The organism is Microvirga tunisiensis (genome assembly GCF_009296175.1).
GTDB classification, from domain to species: Bacteria; Pseudomonadota; Alphaproteobacteria; order Rhizobiales; family Beijerinckiaceae; genus Microvirga; species Microvirga tunisiensis.
Window position 1 is genome coordinate 1 of sequence record NZ_VOSK01000069.1, and the last position, 19,348, is coordinate 19,348.

The following is a 19,348-nucleotide window of genomic DNA, read 5'->3' on the forward strand; positions in this document are numbered from 1 at the left end:
CAGGCGCCCACCGTCGAAAGCAGCGGTGATCTTCTTGCGGCCAACGGCTGGAAACGGGAAGGTGGCAGGTGTATCGTCCGGCATGGCGAGTGTGGCACAGGGCAATTGGTGGCAGGGATTAGTCTCAGCAACCAAATCCTACGCTGCTTCAAGTGCTTAAGCTACACTCGCCAGCCTTCATCAACCTTCCCATGCATAAGAACGGCTAGGCGTTTCTCACGAGGCGCCACCGATGGATTCCCTGGCGGAGCCTGCCCGCTGCCAACCAAGCCGCCGGATGATGGACGTAATGGCTCAAACCCGCTGCATGATCGTCGAAGACCAGGTGCTGATCGGTATGTCCCTGGAGGCTTTCCTGGAGGATGCCGGCTTTGAAGTGGCAGGTATCTTCATGAGCAATGTCCAAGCCTTGCAATGGCTTGAGGACGATGCGCCGGACGTTGCCATCCTGGATATCATGATCAGGGACGGCACCTCCCTGGAGATTGCCCGGGCGCTGAAGTGCCGGGGTGTGCCCTTTGCCGTCTATTCCGGCCTGCCATCGAAGGCGGATTGCCCGCCGGAGCTGCAGAACGTGCCCTGGCTCGAAAAACCCGCCAGCCGCGAAATCCTCCTGAGCGTTCTCGGTGGCCTTGCCCGGCCCGAGAACGACGCGATCGTCCTGAACTCCGAACTATCGTAAAACCTTGACAAGACGGTATCCCGGTATCGCCTCATAGGCGTGGCGCCAAAGACAAAAGCGGAACATCGAGGCTTGGCATTCCGTTGTCATAGAAGTTCCGCTCTTTGGAGGGCGCCATGGGCGTTTCGTTCAAAACTTGGATGGCTGCGGGCCTTGTCCTTGTCGGTGCCGTGGCCGTTCAACCTGTTCCGGCCGAAGCCCAGCCCCGCTGGGGTCGCTATCAGGGCGATGGCTACGCTCCCCACGGGTTGAGACAACGCTATTATGCCCCGCGCTACTACGGCGGCGCTCGTTCCGCCTATTACGGGCCTCGCCGCTACTACGGCTACGGGCCTCGCCGGTCTTACGGTTATGGCTATCCGTACGGCTATTACCGGCGTCCCAATTACGGCGGCGCTGTTGCGGCCGGCGTGATCGGCGGTCTTGCTCTGGGAGCCATCGCAAGCGCGGCGGCCAATCCCTATTACGGTCCGGATTATTACAGGCCGGCCTATTACGCTCCTCCGGGATGCGTCTTCGAGCGTCGCCGGGTCGTCAATGCCTATGGCCGGGTGGTCGTGCGCCGGATCCGGACCTGCTATTGAAGCCCTCTGAACGGCCAGAATCGGGAAAGCCCCGTCCATAGCGGGGCTTTTCTCATCCGTTGAAGCCGCCGCCCAGACGGGTTAGAGGCATTTTACAAGCATTTTTGGATGTACCATGACAGTACGCTTCCATCGCGGCGACCTGCCCGCCAGTTACAAGCCCGGCTCTGCGATCGCCGTCGACACCGAGACGCTCGGTCTCAATCCGCATCGGGATCGGCTGTGCGTGGTGCAGATCTCGACCGGGGACGGCACGGCGGACGTGGTGCAGATCCTCAAGGACGGGCCTCTGCCGGAGAACCTGATCCGCGTGCTCTCCGACGAGAGCGTGCTCAAGATTTTCCATTATGCCCGTTTCGATCTTGCAGTCATCTTCCACACCTTCGGAATCATGCCGCGTCCGATCTACTGCACCAAGGTCGCGTCGTGGCTCGTGCGCACCTATACCGATCGGCATGGGCTGAAGGAGCTGGCGCGCGAGCAGCTCGGGGTGGAACTGTCGAAACAGCAGCAATCCTCCGACTGGGGTGCGGAGACCCTGACGACGGCCCAGCTCGATTACGCCGCTTCCGACGTGCTGCATCTCCATGCCCTGAAGGTCAAGCTCGACCGTCTCCTGGAACGGGAGAACAGGCTCGGCATTGCCCATCAATGCTTCAGCTTTCTGCCGACTCGCGCCCAGCTCGACCTTCTCGGCTGGCCGGATACGGATATTTTCGCCCATTCTTGACGCGCGCTTAAACTTTCCCGCATAAAACCCACATCCGTCATAACATCGCCATGTCCCTCCGGCATGGCGCCGTGCCGATGGTCAAGCGGCCGTGGATCAGACCGAAGGGGTTGGACGAAAGTGGCGGGAATTCAGGGCACCACGATGCGTGATGGCCCGACCTCGAGGTCGGCCGTACGGTCGCGCGCCTTCAACAAGGCTCGTCGCCATTCCCGCTGGGTCCGCTTCGCCAAGATCGCCATTCCCCTCGGCTCCCTGCTGGGCATGGCCGGTGTAGGGACCATGGCCTATTACAATCCGTTCCAGCAGATCGAGAACCTGAGCTTCAGCTCCATCGGGGTGAGCGGTACCAACGTCACCATGGAAAGCCCGAAGCTGAACGGCTTCAAGAACGACAACCGACCCTACGAGGTGACCGCCAGCGCCGCCACGCAGGATGTGCGCAAGCCCGACCTCGTGCAGCTCAAGGATCTCAAGGCGCGTATCGTGACCGATGAGCGTGGCGGGGTTGCGAGGCTTCAGGCCGATTCCGGTGTCCTCGACACCAAGAAGGAGCAGTTGAGGCTGCGCCAGAACATCGTGGTCACCACGGATGGCGGCCATGAGGTCAAGCTCCGTACGGCCTTCGTAAGGTTCAAGGCCGGTTCGGTGGTCTCCAACGATCCCGTCACCGTCTCCTTCGGCAACGGTACCATCGAGGCGGAGGGGCTCGATGTCGCGGACAACGGCAAGGTCATGAGCTTCAAGGGCCGTGTCCGCACGGTCATTCAGCCCTCGTCCGGTTCCACCCCATCCTCCCCGGACGCTGCCGGCACGGGCTCCACGGCTCCTTCCAAGGCTCCTGCACCCCAACAGACAAGTATCCGTCCATGATGAGTCTCACACGCGCCGCCCTGGCCATCGCGCTTCTCTCCCCGGTTCCGATGCAGGTTGCCTGGGCCCAGGCCAGCAAGGAGCGCGCCGTCGGCTTCGGCAATTTCGGCTCCAGCAAGGAGCCGATCAAGATCGACGCCAACAAGCTCGACGTCTTCGACAAGGAAGGCCGCGCGGTCTTCACCGGCGACGTGGTGGCGGTTCAGGGCGAGAGCACCATGAAATGCACGGTCATGACCGTGTTCTACGAGCAGCGGGACCCGAACGGCGGACAAGCGGCACCGGCGGCGCAGACGGCCGACGACAGCGCCATCAAGAAGATCGATTGCAAGGGCCCGGTCACCATCGTGTCGCGGACCCAGGTCGCGACCGGCGAGAACGCGACCTTCGACCGCGGCTCCAACAAGATCATGCTGACCGGCAACGCGACCCTGAGCGACGGACCGAACGTCACCAAGGGCGAGCGGGTGCTCTACGACATCAATACCGGCGTGGCGAATATCGAAACGACGCCTGGCGGACGCGTGAGGGCGCTGTTCGTGCCCGGCAACGGCGGGCCTGCCCCGACCGGAGCCGGTGGAACTCCTGCCGCAGGCGCCGCCAAGCCGAAGCCTCAGCAAAGGCCGGCCACGAACTAAAGCGGGAGGCCGTCTCCCGCTTTTCCCTTTTTCATGATCGACGATGAGCCTGTGAAACCTCTTTTCAACCGTTCTCAAACCGGTCCCTCCGACGTGAGCCTCCTGGAACCTCATCCAGTCGGGTCGAGCCCGCATGCCTTTCATCGCGCCGAGAGCGAAGCCGTGTTCGGCGGTCCCGGAATCCTGGCGGTCAAGGGCCTGCAGAAGAGCTATCGCGGCCGCACCGTGGTGCAGGATGCAGGCCTGAATGTGCGTGCGGGCGAGGCCGTCGGCCTGCTCGGCCCCAACGGCGCAGGCAAGACCACCATCTTCTACATGATCACGGGCCTCGTCGGCGCCGATCGCGGCGTCATCAGCCTGGACGGGCACGACGTGACGAGCCTGCCCATGTATCGCCGTGCCCGTCTCGGCATCGGCTATCTCCCGCAGGAAGCCTCGATCTTTCGCGGTCTCAACGTGGAAGACAATATCCGCGCCGTTCTCGAGATCGTCGAGCCGAGCCGCAAGGAGCGCGAGCGCAAGCTCGATGCGCTGCTCGACGAGTTCAACATCACGCGCCTGCGCAAATCGCCGTCCATCGCGCTCTCGGGCGGCGAGCGGCGCCGCTGCGAGATCGCCCGGGCGCTCGCGGGCGAGCCGACCTTCATGCTCCTCGACGAGCCCTTCGCCGGCATCGATCCCATCGCGGTGGGCGACATCCAGAACCTCGTACGGCACCTGACCCGGCGTGGCATCGGCGTGCTCATCACCGACCACAACGTTCGCGAGACGCTCGGTCTCATCGACCGCGCCTACATCATCCATTCCGGTCGCGTTCTGACCGAGGGCGCGCCCGATGCCATCGTGTCGAACGAAGAGGTGCGCCGCCTGTACCTGGGCGAGGACTTCCGCCTTTAGGACCATTCCCCTTTTGACCTAAGGGGAGTGCACGCAGTAAAACCGTCTAGGCATGCAAGAAGCATGCCTGAACGTCTTCGGGTGCTTTCATGGGAGCGATGCAACGACTGGAGCTGCGCCAGGGCCAGTCCCTGACCATGACTCCCCAGCTCGTTCAATCCATCAAGCTGCTGCAGCTCTCCCATGCGGAACTCGCGGCCTATGTGGAAGCGGAGCTCGAGCGCAATCCCCTCCTGCAGGAGGGCGAGACCCCTGTCGATGCGCCCGTGCCGAGCCTCGCCGATTTCCTGCGCGCCAAGCAGAAGGCGGAAGCCGCAGGGCCGAGGATCGTCCCCGGCCCGCCTCCGTCGCGCGCAGATGCCGTGCCGGCATCATCGGGACAAACGGCAAGCGCGGGCCACAGCGAGCTCAAGCCAGACATGGGGGACATGCTCGCCCAGGCGACGAGCCTGAGCGAACATCTGGAGGCGCAGCTCGATCTCGCCACCGCCGATCCGAGGCTTCGTGTGATCTGCGAGCACCTGATCCACAATCTCGACGAGGCCGGATACCTCACCGAGGATCTGGTGGAGTTCTCGGCTCGGCTTCGGATTGCGTCCGAGGAGGCCGAGGCCGCCCTGCGTCTGATCCAGAGTTTCGAGCCGTCCGGCGTCGGTGCGCGTGACCTCGCCGAATGCTTGGGCCTTCAGCTGCGCGAGCGCAACCGGCTCGATCCGGCGATGCAGACCCTGCTCACCCATCTCCATCTCGTCGCCCGGCAGGATTTTGCGGGCTTGCGAAAGGTCTGCGGCGTCGATCAGGAGGATCTCGCCGAAATGCTGGCCGAGATCCGCCGCCTCGAACCCAAGCCCGGCCTCGCCTTCACGCCTGCTGCCATCGATGTGCTCGTGCCCGACGTGCTGGTGCGGAGCGCCTCCGACGGCAGCTTCACGGTCGAGCTCAATCCGGAAACCCTTCCCCGCATCCTGCTCAACCGGAGCTATTATGCCGAGGTCGCGAAGGTGGTGCGCAAGGACGAGGACAAGAGCTTCCTCTCCGACTGCCTGCAGACCGCAAGCTGGCTGACCCGCAGCCTGGACCAGCGCGCCAAGACGATTCTGAAGGTCGCTGCCGAGATCGTCCGCCAGCAGGAGGAGTTCTTCAAGGAAGGGATCGCCGCCTTCCGTCCCATGACGCTCAGGAGCGTGGCGGAGGCGATCGGCATGCACGAATCCACCATCTCCCGCGTGGCCGCGAACAAGGCGATCGGAACCGAGCGCGGCACCCACCCGATGAAGTTCTTCCTCAGCGCCGCTACGGGAGAGGGCGAGCATTCGGCCAAAGCCGTTCGTCACCGAATCAGGCAGCTGATCGAGGCCGAGAGTCCAGCCGATGTGCTCTCGGATGAGGCAATTGCCCAGAAATTGAAAGCAGACGGGATCCAGGTCGCCCGGCGCACGATCGCGAAATATCGGGAGGCCCTGCGCATTCCCTCCTCGGCGGACCGGCGCCGGAGGCACAAGCTGAAGGTCTGACCTGTCCGATCCACGCCACTTCAAGGCTTGCATTGGCCCCCATTCGGATCATCATCGGCTCCAAGCGTCACCCTGAAGGATCGCAGCGAAGCGACGGCGCAAGAGGAGGAGAGCACGATGACATTGAGGGTGTCGGGGAAGAATCTCGATATAGGCGAAGCCCTTAGGTCTCAGGTCCAGGATCGGGTGGCCGGTGCGCTCTCGAAGTATTTCGACGGGGGCTATTCGGGCCATGTGACCGTCACCCGCGATGGCACAGGCTATCGAACGGACTGCGTGCTTCACCTGACCTCGGGTATGACCCTGGAAGCCTCCGGGGCCGCTCAGGACGCCTATGCCAGCTTCGATCAGACGGCGGGCCGGATCGAGAACCGCCTGCGCCGCTACAAGCAGCGTCTCAAGGGCCGTTCCGGGCCGGTCAGCGGCCGCGCGGGCAACAGCCTCGAAATGGCCTATTCCGTCCTGGAGGCCCCCAGCGACGAGGCGGTCGAGGAGGAGGCCTATCATCCGATGGTGATCGCCGAGACCACGAAGCCCCTCCACAAGCTTTCCGTCAGCGACGCTGTGATGCAGCTCGATCTCACCGGAGCGGCCGCTCTCGTGTTCATCCATGCTAGCACCGGCCGCATGAACGTCGTATACCGCCGCGGCGACGGGGCGATCGGTTGGGTGGATCCGCCGCTCGCACAGCCTTGACGGGGAGCTACCTCTTCTTGGCCCGGTTCTTGCGTGGAACGGTGCGAAGCCTTCCAGGCTTCACATCATAATGCGGCGTGATCGATGCCTTTGCTGGATTTTCTAGACCCTCGGGCCGTTTTGCCCGCCCTGCGCGTCAACGGCAAAAAGCAGGCCCTTCAGGAACTGGCCTCCCAGGCGGCCCGACACACGGGTCTCCCCGACGGCGCCATCTATGAGGCTCTCCTGCAGCGCGAACGCCTCGGCTCGACCGGGATCGGCGAGGGCATTGCCATTCCCCACGGCAAGCTGCCGGGTCTGACCCGCATCTTCGGCCTGATGGCAAGGCTCGACAAACCGGTCGACTTCGAGGCTCTCGACGGCCAGCCGGTCGACGTGCTCTTCCTGCTTCTCGCTCCCGAAGGGGCCGGGGCCGATCACCTGAAGGCCCTGGCGCGGGTCGCTCGCGTCCTGCGCGAGCCGGGACTGATCGAGCGGGTGCGCGCCACCCGGGATGCCACTGCGCTTTATGCCATCATGACCGAGCTGCCGAAGGCGGCTTAAGCCGCTCTGACGCAAACGGATTTCTAACCTAACGTAAATCTCTCTTTAACACGTCCGCCCCAATCTTGCCGCAAAGTCCTAAAGGGGGATTCGGGGGAATGTCGTCTCTTGCTCGTGTGAGGCGGCCGTCGGTCCGGGTGCGCGTCGCCACGTTGAGTGGTGTCATGGTGCTCGGCTTTGCGGTCATCGGTGCGGTCTTTCAGACAGGCCGCAATGAGGTCGAACAGGCGCTGTCGGCGCAGCAGACCTATTCCGCCCTGGCCGAGAAGGCCAACCAGTTCCGGGGTCGGGCCGATGCCCTGAAGGTCACGGCCGGAGAATGGACGGCAAGCCGCCTGAGCCATCATGGTCAGGCCTTCATCGATCAGCACAAGTCACTTGCCGCCCAGCTCGACGAAATGAGCACATCCACCGGCGCCGGCCTGATCGAACCGGAGGTCACGGCCCTGAAGCAGCGCTCGGCGGCTCTGATCGGTCAAGGCAACGCTCTCGACAAACTCTATGCCGCCGTCGGCAGCAAGCCCGATGAAGGCGCGCAGGGACGCCTCCTCAAGGCGGAGTCGAACCTTGAAAAGCTCGTGCGCCCTCTGACGGGCAGCGGCGAAGCCATCACTTGGCGCCTCTGGGCGGCCATGCTCGGCATGTTCAATCAGGAGGCCCGCGCCCGCATTCTGCTCGAGGAAAGCATTCTGGGCGCCTTCGAGGTCGAGCAGGGTCGGTTCACGCGCGCTCTGGCCCAACTCCCAGGTGACCCGAAGGACAAGGCGGCGATCGAATCCGCAAGCGTTTCATTCCAGGAATCCTTCCATGCCTGGGGCGAGCTGGAACAGCAGGTCTCCGGCCAGGGCGAGAAATTGATGGGGCAGTTCGATCTGCTCGTGCCCGTTCTCGACCAGCTCTTGGCCAAGGTGCGCGCCGAGGCGCACAAGACCGAAGAGCAGCTCACCGCTTCCCAGCACCGCACCTTCACCCTGATCCTGTGGGCGATGGGCGCTACGCTGCTGTTCGGCCTGATCCTCAATTTCATCGTCGGACGGTCGATCTCCCTGCCGCTGACCCGCCTGCAGCAGGCCATGCGGCGGCTTGCCGATGGCGATGCGGCGAGCGAGATCCCCTTCACCGGCACCACCGACGAGATCGGCGCCATGGCCCGTACGGTCCTGGTCTTCCGCGACAACGCCCGCGAGCGTGAGCGGCTGACGCAGGAGCGCGAGGGCATGGCGGCCGTCGATGCCGAGCGGGCCCAGGCGATTTCCGGCGCGATCACGGCCTTCGACGCCTCGGTCGAGCAGATTCTTTCGGAGGTTCGGCAGGTCACGGGCGATCTCGCCAAGGCCTCCGGGCAGCTGGAGGGATCGGCCAATCACGTCACCCGGCAGGCGCAGATCGCTGGAGCGGCCTCCACCCGCACGGCGCACAACATGTCGGCGGTGGCGAGCGCCGCGGAGGAGCTCGACGCGTCCCTCGCCGAAGTCGCCGCCCAGACCAATGCCTCGGCGCAGGCCTCCGAGCGCGCGGTAGCGGAAGCACGGGGCGCTTCCGGCAGCATGTCGACGCTCTCGACGGCGACCTCGCAGATCGGCGAGGTGGCAAACCTCATCCGCTCCATCGCGGCGCAGACCAATCTGCTTGCGCTGAACGCCACCATCGAGGCAGCCCGCGCCGGCGAGGCCGGCAAGGGCTTTGCCGTGGTGGCGAGCGAGGTGAAGGACCTCGCTGGCCAGACCGCCAAGGCGACCGAGGAGATCGCCCGGCAGATCGAGGCCGTGCAGGCGGCCTCGCGCGAGACCCTGGTGGCGCTCGGCACCGTGCAGGCCTCCGTCGAGGATCTGGCGGGGGTCGTCTGCACGGTGGCCGGAACCGTCGGCCAGCAGACGGCGGCGGTGTCGGAGATCGCCCGCTCCGTGGCTCAGGTGTCCACGGAAGCGCAGGCCGGCACCTCCGCCATCGAGACGACACAGGGCGTCGCCTCCGAGTCGCTCGACGCTGCCCGGAACGTGGCGGATCTCTCGGTCGCCCTGGAGCGGCAGGCCCAGCGCCTCGGTGCCGAGATCGGCCAGTTCCTTCAGAGCGTCAGGACTGCCTGAAAACGTGAGATCGGCCGGGATGCCTCAGGGCTTACCGGCCATCTCCCAGACGAGCTGAACGTTGGCCGTGTAGCGGATCGTGGCCGGCGGCACGATCGGAACCGACTCGGCGCCCTTGGCCATCGCCATGGACATGCGCATGTCCGGCTGCGGCTCGAAGGGCTGGGCGGAGCCGTCCCGGATCTCCAGAAGGCGGCCTAGGGAGACGCCGGCGGCAGAGGCATAGATCTCCGCCTGACGGCGGGCATCGCGCACGGCCGCCTCGCGGGCCTTGTCGCCGCCCTCTTCCTGTTTGTCGAGGCCGAAGGTGACCGACTGGAAGGTCATGTCCCCGCTGGCCAGGATCTCGCCTGCCAGGCGCCCGACGCCGTCGAGGTCGCGGGTGGTGATCCGCAGCTGATGATTGGCCGAGAATTTCGGGGTCTTCATTTCCTTGCCGTCCGGTCCGACCTGCTGGGGCGTCTGGAAGACCTGGAAATTCGCGGTCCGGATGTCCTCCCGCTTGATCCCGAGGCCCTGGATGCGGGCGAGAACCCGCTCCGTGGCCGTGTTGTTGGCGGCGGTCGCCTGCGCGACGGTCTCGGCTTGCGTCGCCACGGTGACATGGATGCGGGCGAAGTCCGGCTTCAGCTCCGCCTCGCCCGATCCCATCACGCTGATCGTCGGCTGGCGCGGCGTGGGAGCCTGGGCGAGCGCCGGGGAGGCGAGACACAAGGCTGCAAGAGCGGCGGCAACGGCAAGGCGCATGGGAAAACGTCCTTCTTCAAACGAAAAAGCTTCGCCCATAGGCGAAGCTTCGAGGGTCACGGGACAATGCCCGGGCGAACCTGAGTGGCGGATTAACGGCCGGTCTTCACCTTGGTCCAGAGCCGCGTGACGGTGCGCTGCGAACGCTCGTCATAGGCCGTGTTGGTGAAGAGGCGCTTCATGGTGGCCTCGTCCGGGTAGATGCCGGGATTGTCGAGGATCGCCTTGTCGACGTGCGGCTTGGCGGCGAGGTTGCCGGAGGCATAGGACACGAAGTTGGTGTTCTTGGCGGCAATCTCGGGACGCAGCATGAAGTTGATGAATTTATGCGCCTCGGCTGCGTTCTTGGCATCCGCCGGGATCGCAAAGCTGTCGAACCACATCAACGCACCTTCCCGCGGAATGACATAGCCGACCTCGACGCCGTTCTTGGCTTCCTCGGCGCGGTTCTTGGCCTGGATCATGTCGCCCGAATAGCCCACCGCCACGCAGATGTCGCCGTTGGCCAGAGCGTTGATGTACTCGGACGAGTGGAACTTCTGGATGTTGCCCCGGATGCGGAACAGGGCATCGCCCGCCTTGTTCAGATCCTCGATGCGCTTCGAGTCCGGGTTGAGGCCGAGATAGGCCATGACGCCCGGGAAGAGATCCTCGGGACTGTCGAGCATATAGATGCCGCAGGCCTTCAGCTTGGAGGAGATCTCGGGCTTCATCACCAGGTCCCAGGTGTTGAGCGGCACGTCGCCGAGAATCTCCTTCACCTTCTTCACGTTGATGCCGATGCCGGTGGTGCCCCACATGTAGTTGACGGCGTATTGGTTGCCCGGATCGAACACGGCCAGACGCTGCGTCACCTCGGGCCATTGGTTGGCGAGGTTCGGGAGCTTGGTCTTGTCGAGCTTCTGGAACACCTTGGCGCCGATCAGGCGCTGCACGAAGGGGCCCGAGGGCACGACGATGTCGTAGCCGGATTTGCCGGCCAGAAGCTTGGTCTCGACGATCTCGTTGTTGTCGTAGGTGTCGTAGACCACCTTGATGCCGGTCTGCTTCGTGAACTCGTCCAGCGCCTTCGGATCCACGTAGTCGGACCAGTTATAGACGTTGACCACGCGCTCCTGGGCGGTGGCGGCGGTGACGAGGCCTAAGGTCAGAGCAACCGAAGCGAGAAGACGGATCATCAGGGGTGGGACTCCTGGGATTGAGAGTGGCAACGGGGCAGGCTAGGAAATTCCGGGCGAAGAAACAATGTCCGAATTGGCGGCAGGCAGCCGGAACTCAGGCTGCCTTTCTGATCGCCTTCGCCAGCCGCTCCAGCCCGGCGTCGAGGGTGGAATCCTTCTTGGCGAAGCAGAAGCGCACCACGCTCTTCACCGCGCCCTCCGCATAGAAGGCCGAGACCGGGATCGCCGCGACGCCGTGCTCCATCACGAGGCGGCGGCAGAAGGCGACGTCGTCGGTTTCGCCCAGGGGCGCGATGTCGATGTTGACGAAATAGGTGCCCTGGCTCGGGATCACGTCGAAGCCCAGCGTCCGCAATCCATCGGTGAAGCGGTCGCGGCTGCGGGCGAAGTTTTTCCGCATGCCCTCGAAATAGGCGTCGTCCTTGGCCAGGCCGTAGGCCACCGCGGCTTGCAGGTTCGGCGCCGTCGTGAAGGCGAGGAACTGGTGCGATTTCGCCAGCACCTTCATGATATGGGGTGCGGCGCACACGAACCCGACCTTCCAGCCCGTGAGGCTGAAGATCTTGCCGGCCGAGCCGATCTTCACCGAGCGCTCGCGCATGCCTTCGAGCCCCAACACCGGCTGGTGCTTGCGGCCGTCGAAGACCACGTGCTCCCAGACCTCGTCCGAGATCGCGATGGCGTCGAACTTGCGGCAGAACGCGGCGAGCAGGCTCAAGTCCTCGTTCGAGAACACGGTCGCGGTCGGGTTGAGCGGATTGTTGAACACCACCGCCTTGGTCCTGTGCGAGAACGCATTGGCGAGCGCCTCCTCGGTCAGGCGGAAATGGGGCGGCTGCAGGGTGACGAATTTCGGCACACCGCCGGCGAGCCGCACCAGGGGCAGATAGGCGTCGTACATCGGCTCGAACAGCACCACCTCGTCGCCCGGCTCGACGATGCCGAGGATCGCGCCCGCGAGCGCTTCCGTCGCGCCCGACGTCACCATCACCTCGGTGCTCGCATCGAGATCGACGCCCTGCCAGTGCTTGTAATGGGCCGCGATGGCGGAGCGCAGTTCCGGGATGCCCATCATCGAAGGATACTGGTTGTAGCCGTTGAGCACCGCATCCGCTGCCGCCCGCCGCACGTCCTCGGGACCGGGATCGTCCGGGAAGCCCTGGCCGAGATTGATCGCCCCGGTCTCCCGGGCGAGGCTCGACATGACTTCGAACACGGTGGTGGGAAGGTTGGCGAACAGTCGGTTCATGCCGCTCTCTCATGGATGGATGTTCGTGGCTTTGAGGTGCTTCGTATCACGGAGCGGGCGAAGATCGAACCGGCAATCCTTTCAAAAAGAGCCAGCACCCGTAGGCCCAGGGCTGGGGAGCCCTGAGCCGTGGGGTTGATCGAGGGTGGTGCGCTGGGCAGCCCGGCTCGATGGGTATGGGAATGGGAAGAGCCAGGATGCCTCTTCGCACGCGGGACTGTTAGGCGTTTCGACTTGGACCAGCACAGGGCTGCCAAGGGCCTCCCGCCAACCGGCGTGCGAGGCCTGCTGCAGGACCGCTCCCCGCCCCACATCTGCGACGCCTCGCGAGCGCGCGCCCCGTGGACCGGGATGAGCACGGGTCGAGCCCAGATGATACACAGTGCCAAGAACAAAATGAGAACATAGTTCGCAGGCCTAGCTATAATCCTCCCCGTCATCACCGGCCTTGTGCCGGTGATCCCGATCCGTAAAGCGAAGCACCTCACCGGATCGGGATGGCCGGGGCAGGCCCGGCCATGACGGGGGAGCGTGTCTAGGAGGGCCGTGATCCCGATCGTGTCTCTCGCCCTCATCCTGAGGAGCCGCGGCAAGCGGCGTCTCGAAGGAGGAGTTCAGGGCTCTTCCGGACCCTCCTTCGAGACGCAGCCTCACGGCTGCTCCTCAGGATGCGGGCCATGGGTCTGAAAGCGGGATGGCCCGGGATCGGTCCCGGGCCGAGTCCGGGGACGGCCAGGACGGGGGAGCAGGACAAAGGAGAGCGTGACCAAGGATCGGGTCCTGCCTGAAGGAGCGCGCAGCGGACGGGAAGGGGATCGTCCCCCACCTGCGACAGCCTGCCCGTGTCCCGCTCGCCTGATGATGCCGACTGTCCGGTCTCCCACTCCCCACGGGAGAGGAAGAAAGCGCCACACTCGCCACAGGATCTGGAATTCGCTCCTCAGCCCTGGAACGACGCCATGAGGCATGTTTGTCATCGGCGCGTTTCATGCTCTATCCGGAAGCAGCAACGCAACCGCCACTCATGTTCCTCACCCGGTCGTCCCTCATCCCCGGCCTGATCGTCCTCATCGGGGCCTTGAGCCTCGCCTCCCTGGTCACCGGCCCGGCGCAGATCACGGTGCCCTTGGCCCTGAAGGCGCTCGTGTCGGATCAGGGGGCGGCCAGCATCGTGGTGCGGGAGATCCGCCTGCCACGGACGGCTCTCGCCCTGCTGATCGGCTGGATCTTCGGCCTCTCGGGCGCGGGACTGCAGGGCCTGTTGCGCAATCCGCTTGCCGACACGGCGGTGTTCGGCGCGCCCCAGGCGGCAGCCTTCGGGGCCGTGCTCGTGATCTATTCCGGGCTGATCGGCACCCTGTCCTGGGCCCTGCCCTTCGCGGCGATTGTGGGAGCGCTCCTGTCCATCGCCCTGGTCGTGGCGGTCGCGGGACGGGGGGCCACCATCGTGGTGCTCGTTCTCGCGGGGCTTGCCGTCGGCTCTCTGGCGGGAGCGGGCACGTCGCTGGCCGTCAGCCTCTCGTCCAATCCCTTCGCCGTGACGGAGATCGTGTTCTGGCTCCTCGGCTCGTTCGAGGACCGGTCCATCGTCCATGTGTGGCTTGCCGCGCCCTTCGTTCTCCTGGCCTCGGGGCTGATCCTGTCGGCGGCGCCGGGCCTGCGGGCGCTGGCGCTCGGCGAGGACACGGCGCAAAGCCTCGGGATCAACGTGCCGCTCCTGCGGGGTCTGATCGTCGCAGGCGCCGCCATCGGGACGGGAGCCTCGGTGGCCGTGGCCGGCTCCATCGGCTTCGTCGGCCTCGTGGTGCCCCATCTGGTGCGCCCCTTCGTGGGCTACGATCCGGCCCGCACCCTCGTTCCCGCGGGCCTCACTGGTGCAGCCCTCCTGCTTGCCGCGGACTGCGCCGTGCGCCTCATTCCCTCCGGCGCGGAGGTCAGGATCGGCGTGCTGACCGCCCTGCTCGGCGTCCCGTTCTTCCTCTGGGTGATCGCCCGGCGCAAGGCGGAGCTGGTGGAGACGCCCGCATGATGCGTCTCGAAGCCCGCTCCCTGTCGGTGGATCTCGGCGCCCGCCGGGCTCTCGACCGGATCGACCTGTCCCTGGAGCCGGGCCGCCTCACGGTGATCGTCGGCCCCAACGGCGCCGGCAAGACGACCCTGCTGCGATGCCTGGCCGGGCTCGCCAAGCCTGCCCGGGGCGATGTCATCCTGAACGGTGCTGCCGTCGCCAGGATGCGCGCCTCCGAGCGGGCGCGCTCCATCGCCTATCTGCCCCAGGGCGGCGGCGTGGCCTGGCCCCTGCCGGTGGCGAGCGTCGTCGCGCTCGGCCGCCTGCCCCATGGAGAAAAGCCGGACAGCCTGTCGGAGGCCGGCCGGAAGGCGGTCGCGACCGCGCTCCAGTCTGTTGGACTCCAGGGCTTCGCTCAAAGGCCTGCCACGGCCCTTTCCGGCGGCGAGCGCGCCCGGGTGCTTCTGGCCCGCGCTCTCGCGACGCAGGCGCCCGTGCTGCTGGTCGACGAGCCCGTCGCGGCCCTCGATCCGCGCCATCAGCTCGTCGTGCTCGATGTCCTGAAACAGCGCGCCCAGGCCGGCGCAATGGTGGTGGCCATCATGCACGACCTGACGCTGGCCGCCCGCTTCGCCGATATCATCGTGCTGCTGCACCAGGGGAAAGTCGAAGCTTTCGGTCCACCGGAGACGGTTCTGACCGAGGCACGGCTCGGCGCGATCTTCGGCATCCGGGCTCGGGTTCTGAGGCAGGCGGGCAGCCTCCTGGTGGTGGCGGAAGGCCCTTTGCCAGACGCCGGATAACGGCATTTGCGCGCAGGCCGCCTGTGACGGTCTTACATTGACAAAGAGGTGAGCCCAGCCGATACCCCGAGACTGGCGCATCGTGCGGAAAAGTGGATCCGGTTTTTCGCTGACGCGGCCCTCCGGGTCGCGTCCAACGATGCGCCGCTCAAAATTTGAGCATCGGATGGATCCCAAAAGTGCAAGTCCACTTTTGGGTCCGATGCTCGAGGGTATGGCAGGACTATGAAGCGGCAGGGTCTCAAGAAAGCGCTCATTATCGCGCATGATCTCGTGATGACGGGTGTGGCCGTCCTCGCGACCTTTTACGTGCGCTTCGAAGGCCCGCTCCTGGACGAGCGTCTGGCTCATCTGCCGGTCTTTCTGCCGCCCTTCATCGCCTTTGCCGGCGTGGTCTACTGGTTATCCCAGCTCTACCGGTCCAAGTGGCGCTTCGCGTCTCTGCCGGATCTCTTCAACATCTTCCGGGCCGCGACCATTCTGGCCGTTGCCCTGCTGGTGGTCGACTACGTTCTCGTCTCGCCGCAGTTCCGGGGCACCTTCTTCTTCGGCAAGATCACGATCGCCCTCTACTGGCTGATCCAGATGTTCCTGCTGGGCGGCCCGCGGCTGGCCTTCCGCTATTTGAAGTACGCCCGCTCGCGCAATACCCTGCAGCGCGATGCCAGCACCCCGACCCTGCTGCTCGGGCGCGGCAGCGACGTCGAGGTGATCCTGCGGGCCATCGAGGCCGGCACGGTCAAGAAGACGCAGCCCAAGGGCATCCTGTCCTGGCGCACCGACGACCTGGGGCAATCCATGCGCGGCGTCCCGGTGCTGGGCACCTTCGGCGATCTCGACCAGGTCATTCAGGATTTCCAAGAGCGGGGCACGCCGATCCGCCGCCTGCTGGCGACGCCGAGCGCCCTGATGCCGGAGGCGAACCCGGACATGCTGCTCGCCCGCGCCCGCCGTCTCGGCCTGCCGCTGGTGCGGGTCACGAGTCTCGGAGAGGGCATGCGCGATGCCGAGCTCGCGCCGCTGGAGATCGAGGATCTGCTCCTGCGTCCCACGGTGCAGATCGACCGGAAACGGCTCGAAAACTTCATCCGCGGCAAGCGCGTGCTGGTCACCGGCGGCGGCGGCTCCATCGGGTCGGAGATATGCACCCGCGTCGTCGCCTTCGGCGCCAGCGATCTCCTGATCCTCGAAAGCTCCGAGCCGTCCCTGCACCACATTCTGGAAAACCCGACACTTCTGTCGAGCGACACCAACGTGGACGGCGTCATCGCCGACGTGCGCGACCGGGAGCGGGTGCGCGAGGTGATGACCGAGTTCAGGCCCGAGGTGGTCTTCCACGCGGCGGCCCTCAAGCACGTGCCCTATCTCGAGAAGAACTGGACGGAAGGGATCAAGACCAACGTCTTCGGTTCGGTGAACGTGTCCGATTCGGCGGTGGAAGCCGGTGCCGACACCATCGTGATGATCTCCACGGACAAGGCCATCGATCCGGTCTCCATGCTCGGCGCCACCAAACGCTTCGCCGAGATGTACGGGCAGGCTCTCGATGCCGAGTTCATGGGCCGCAACGGCGCCACCCGCATCATCGCCGTGCGCTTCGGCAACGTGCTGGGCTCGGTCGGCTCCGTGGTGCCGAAGTTCAAGGCGCAGATCGCCCGCGGCGGGCCGATCACCGTCACCCATCCCGACATGGTGCGCTACTTCATGACCACCCGCGAGGCGGCGGATCTCGTGCTCACCTCGGCCTCCCATGCGGAGGAGAGCCGCGCCGTGACGGAGCGCACCAACGGCGACGAGCGCGCCTCGGTCTATGTGCTCAAGATGGGCCAGCCGGTGCGCATCTATGAGCTCGCCGAGCGCATGATCCGGCTTGCCGGCTACGAACCCGGCGAGGACATCGAGATCGCCGTCACCGGCACGCGCCCCGGCGAGCGCCTGCACGAGATCCTGTTCGCCCGCGAGGAGCCGCGCACGGAAATCGGCATCGACGGCGTCATGGCGGCCAAGCCCATCTTCGCCGACCGCGACCGGGTCGATCAGTGGCTGCAGGTCCTCGCCCGCGCCATCGCGAACGGCGACCGTGTCCTGGCGGAGCAGGTGTTCGAGGATGCGATTCCGGAGTTCAAGCGCCGGAAGCCTGCGCCTCCGTCTGTCGCGCCAGTTCCGCAAGCGCGTCTCGCGTCGAACTGACCGGCTGCCAGCCCAGGTTCCTCAACGCTTCGGGACTCGCGACCAGCGAGCCCGCCAGTCGCTCATAGGCCTCGCCCCGGCCGACGAGGGCGGCGGCTCCCTTCAGGACGAAGGACGGCACTGGGATCAGCCCCGGTCCGCGCCCGAGACCCCGGCGCAGTGCCGTGACCATTTCGGGAATCGTAACGGGCTCCGGATCGGCCACGATGAAGGGACGCCGCAAGGGGCCTGGCGCCTTCAGCACCGTGTCCACGGCGGCCGCCAGATTGTCGAGACAGAGCAGCGAGCGCTTGGCGCTCAGGCCGCCGAGCGGCAAGGGCCAGGGCGACTGCGCCAGGGTCAGGAGCGCCGCCATGTTGCCCTTCACGCCGGGCCCGTAGACGAGGACGGGACGAAGCGCCGCCCAATCGAGCTTGAGTTCGCCGAGGCCCCGCTCGGCTTCGAGCTTCGAGCGGCCGTAAGGATCGGTGGGCTGCGGTGCCTCAGCCTCGGTCAGCACGCCCTCGGCGGTCGGACCGGTCTGGGCCCGGATCGAGGACAGGAACACGAAGCGCTTCACCCCCGCCCGCTCGGCCGCCTGCGCGAGCCTGACGGTCGCCTCCGTGTTGATGGTCCGGTAATCGTCCTCCGGCCGTCCCGACATGGCATGGGCGAGACCCGCCGAGTGGATCACCATGTCCACGTCGCGCAGGGCCGCCGCCATGTTGTGCGGGGAGGCGATGTCGCCGATCACTGCGCTCGACGCGCCGACCGGCACTTCGGACGGGCGGCGCAGAAGCACCCGGACCCGATAGCCGCGCTTGGGCAGCTCGTTCAGAAGGTGCTGTCCGATGAAACCCGTGGCGCCGGTCAGGGCAATCAGGGGTGCGTTCATCGGGAAACCTCCAGTCTGGGCTGAGAAAAGCGCCTGAGAACCAGGCCGACGAGAACGGCGCCTGCGACGAGCGTCGCGATCTGCACCGCGCCCGAGGGCCAGACAAGGGTCATAGCGGCGAGGCCGGCCAGGACAAGGTTGAGGCCGAACACATGCGCGCTCACGGACATCACGGAGAAACCGTTATCGCTGGCTTTCTGATAGAAGTGGCTGCGATGGGCCTCCCACACTTTTTCGCCGCGGGCGAGGCGGCGCAGCAGGGTGATCGTGGCATCCATCAGGTGATAGAGCGGCAGCAGGATCGCCGCGGCGAGCGCTCCCGTGCCCGCGAGCTGCAGCAGCATCCAGCCGACGAGAAGCCCGATGGGCAGCGAGCCGACATCGCCCAAAAAGAGCCGGGCGACGGGCCTGTTGAAGGGGGCGAAGCCGAGAAGGGCGCCGCAGAGGGCCAGGGCCAGGCCGACCACCGCCATCGGCGCGCCGGCCATCGTCGCCAGCATGGCGACGGCGGCGGTCACGGGCACCATCTCGGCCACTGTGATCCAGTCAATGCCGTCCATGAAGTTGACGAGGTTCACGAACCAGACGCCGCCGACGATGAGAACCGCACGCTCGAGGCTCAGGGGGATCGCGTCCGGCAGGACACGGGCCTCGCTGACCCAGACCACCGCTCCCACCGCCAAGGCCTGGAGCAGGAGGCGCGGACCCGCCGGCAGCGGCCGGATATCGTCGACCGCGCCGACCAGCGCGAGCGACACGGCGGCCGCGGCCACAATGGCCAGGATGCCTCCGGGCCAGCCGTGGACGAGCAGGGCGACGCCTGTCACCAGGAGGCTTGCTCCGATGACGGCGATGCCGCCTCCTTGAGGAGTTGGAACCCGATGGCTGGAGCGCGCATTGGGGCGTGCCAGCGCATAGCGCACGAGCAGCGGCTTCAACACGACGATCAGCAGGGCCGAGAGGAGAGCCGAGGCTGGCAGGGCAAGAAGGAGCATGAGCGGACTTTACCGGGCGGACGCATGACGACAGGCGGGGCCGTCGCCAGGGTTCGG

General features: G+C 65.8%; 18 protein-coding genes. 13 read left to right on the forward strand and 5 right to left on the reverse strand.

Annotated elements, in window-relative coordinates; all coding sequences use genetic code 11:
- Nucleotides 1-289: 289 nt before the first annotated feature.
- From FS320_RS17710 to FS320_RS17755, 10 genes are all read left to right on the forward strand, one after another.
- On the forward strand, nt 290-682 hold the full coding sequence (locus tag FS320_RS17710) for a response regulator (protein WP_162003064.1): 393 nt from the start codon (nt 290-292) through the stop codon (nt 680-682).
- A gap of 116 nt (nt 683-798) precedes the next feature.
- Nucleotides 799-1,266: a hypothetical protein gene (locus FS320_RS17715; RefSeq protein ID WP_192926302.1), complete on the forward strand. Its 468-nt coding sequence runs from the start codon at nt 799-801 to the stop codon at nt 1,264-1,266.
- 115 nt (nt 1,267-1,381) lie between these two features.
- The gene (locus tag FS320_RS17720) at nt 1,382-1,996 is read left to right on the forward strand and encodes a ribonuclease D (protein WP_152713151.1); all 615 of its coding nucleotides are present in this window, start codon (nt 1,382-1,384) and stop codon (nt 1,994-1,996) included.
- A gap of 144 nt (nt 1,997-2,140) precedes the next feature.
- Nucleotides 2,141-2,869: an LPS export ABC transporter periplasmic protein LptC gene (gene lptC, locus FS320_RS17725; protein WP_162003063.1), complete on the forward strand. Its 729-nt coding sequence runs from the start codon at nt 2,141-2,143 to the stop codon at nt 2,867-2,869.
- Nucleotides 2,866-3,507, forward strand: a complete 642-nt coding sequence (locus FS320_RS17730; RefSeq protein ID WP_152713153.1) for an LptA/OstA family protein — start codon at nt 2,866-2,868, stop codon at nt 3,505-3,507. Before lptC ends, FS320_RS17730 begins: the two co-directional genes overlap by 4 nt.
- Nucleotides 3,508-3,540: 33 nt before the next feature.
- On the forward strand, nt 3,541-4,404 hold the full coding sequence (gene lptB / locus FS320_RS17735; RefSeq protein ID WP_152713154.1) for an LPS export ABC transporter ATP-binding protein: 864 nt from the start codon (nt 3,541-3,543) through the stop codon (nt 4,402-4,404).
- Between the two features lie 89 nt (nt 4,405-4,493).
- On the forward strand, nt 4,494-5,918 hold the full coding sequence (gene rpoN / locus FS320_RS17740) for an RNA polymerase factor sigma-54 (protein WP_152713155.1): 1,425 nt from the start codon (nt 4,494-4,496) through the stop codon (nt 5,916-5,918).
- Between the two features lie 117 nt (nt 5,919-6,035).
- Nucleotides 6,036-6,614 carry a ribosome hibernation-promoting factor, HPF/YfiA family gene (gene hpf, locus FS320_RS17745; RefSeq protein ID WP_152713156.1) on the forward strand — a complete coding sequence of 193 codons (579 nt, stop codon included), beginning with the start codon at nt 6,036-6,038 and terminating at the stop codon, nt 6,612-6,614.
- Between the two features lie 84 nt (nt 6,615-6,698).
- Nucleotides 6,699-7,157 carry a PTS IIA-like nitrogen regulatory protein PtsN gene (gene ptsN, locus FS320_RS17750; RefSeq protein WP_152713157.1) on the forward strand — a complete coding sequence of 153 codons (459 nt, stop codon included), beginning with the start codon at nt 6,699-6,701 and terminating at the stop codon, nt 7,155-7,157.
- 98 nt (nt 7,158-7,255) lie between these two features.
- Nucleotides 7,256-9,244: a methyl-accepting chemotaxis protein gene (locus FS320_RS17755; protein WP_152713158.1), complete on the forward strand. Its 1,989-nt coding sequence runs from the start codon at nt 7,256-7,258 to the stop codon at nt 9,242-9,244.
- A 24-nt stretch (nt 9,245-9,268) separates the two neighbouring features.
- Here FS320_RS17755 and FS320_RS17760 read toward each other — a convergent pair whose 3' ends face one another.
- The 3 genes from FS320_RS17760 to FS320_RS17770 all read right to left on the reverse strand — a co-directional run bounded on the left by FS320_RS17760 (nt 9,269) and on the right by FS320_RS17770 (nt 12,421).
- The gene (locus tag FS320_RS17760) at nt 9,269-9,991 is read right to left on the reverse strand and encodes an SIMPL domain-containing protein (protein ID WP_162003062.1); all 723 of its coding nucleotides are present in this window, start codon (nt 9,989-9,991) and stop codon (nt 9,269-9,271) included.
- A gap of 92 nt (nt 9,992-10,083) precedes the next feature.
- A complete protein-coding gene (locus FS320_RS17765) occupies nt 10,084-11,169 on the reverse strand; it encodes a polyamine ABC transporter substrate-binding protein (RefSeq protein WP_152713160.1) in 1,086 nt (361 codons plus the stop codon).
- Nucleotides 11,170-11,266: 97 nt separating this feature from the next.
- Nucleotides 11,267-12,421, reverse strand: a complete 1,155-nt coding sequence (locus FS320_RS17770; RefSeq protein ID WP_152713161.1) for an aminotransferase — start codon at nt 12,419-12,421, stop codon at nt 11,267-11,269.
- 1,024 nt (nt 12,422-13,445) lie between these two features.
- Here FS320_RS17770 and FS320_RS17775 point away from each other — a divergent pair.
- From FS320_RS17775 to FS320_RS17785, 3 genes are all read left to right on the forward strand, one after another.
- Nucleotides 13,446-14,450: a FecCD family ABC transporter permease gene (locus FS320_RS17775; RefSeq protein ID WP_152713171.1), complete on the forward strand. Its 1,005-nt coding sequence runs from the start codon at nt 13,446-13,448 to the stop codon at nt 14,448-14,450.
- Complete coding sequence (locus FS320_RS17780) at nt 14,447-15,232, forward strand: ABC transporter ATP-binding protein (RefSeq protein WP_152713162.1); 786 nt, start codon at nt 14,447-14,449, stop codon at nt 15,230-15,232. Before FS320_RS17775 ends, FS320_RS17780 begins: the two co-directional genes overlap by 4 nt.
- A 225-nt stretch (nt 15,233-15,457) precedes the next feature.
- Nucleotides 15,458-17,422: a nucleoside-diphosphate sugar epimerase/dehydratase gene (locus FS320_RS17785; protein ID WP_152713163.1), complete on the forward strand. Its 1,965-nt coding sequence runs from the start codon at nt 15,458-15,460 to the stop codon at nt 17,420-17,422.
- Here FS320_RS17785 and FS320_RS17790 read toward each other — a convergent pair.
- Both FS320_RS17790 and FS320_RS17795 read right to left on the reverse strand, forming a co-directional pair.
- Nucleotides 17,355-18,296 carry an NAD-dependent epimerase/dehydratase family protein gene (locus tag FS320_RS17790; RefSeq protein ID WP_152713164.1) on the reverse strand — a complete coding sequence of 314 codons (942 nt, stop codon included), beginning with the start codon at nt 18,294-18,296 and terminating at the stop codon, nt 17,355-17,357. The genes FS320_RS17785 and FS320_RS17790 overlap by 68 nt on opposite strands.
- A complete protein-coding gene (locus tag FS320_RS17795) occupies nt 18,293-19,291 on the reverse strand; it encodes an MraY family glycosyltransferase (RefSeq protein ID WP_152713165.1) in 999 nt (332 codons plus the stop codon). Before FS320_RS17795 ends, FS320_RS17790 begins: the two co-directional genes overlap by 4 nt.
- Nucleotides 19,292-19,348: the final 57 nt, after the last annotated feature.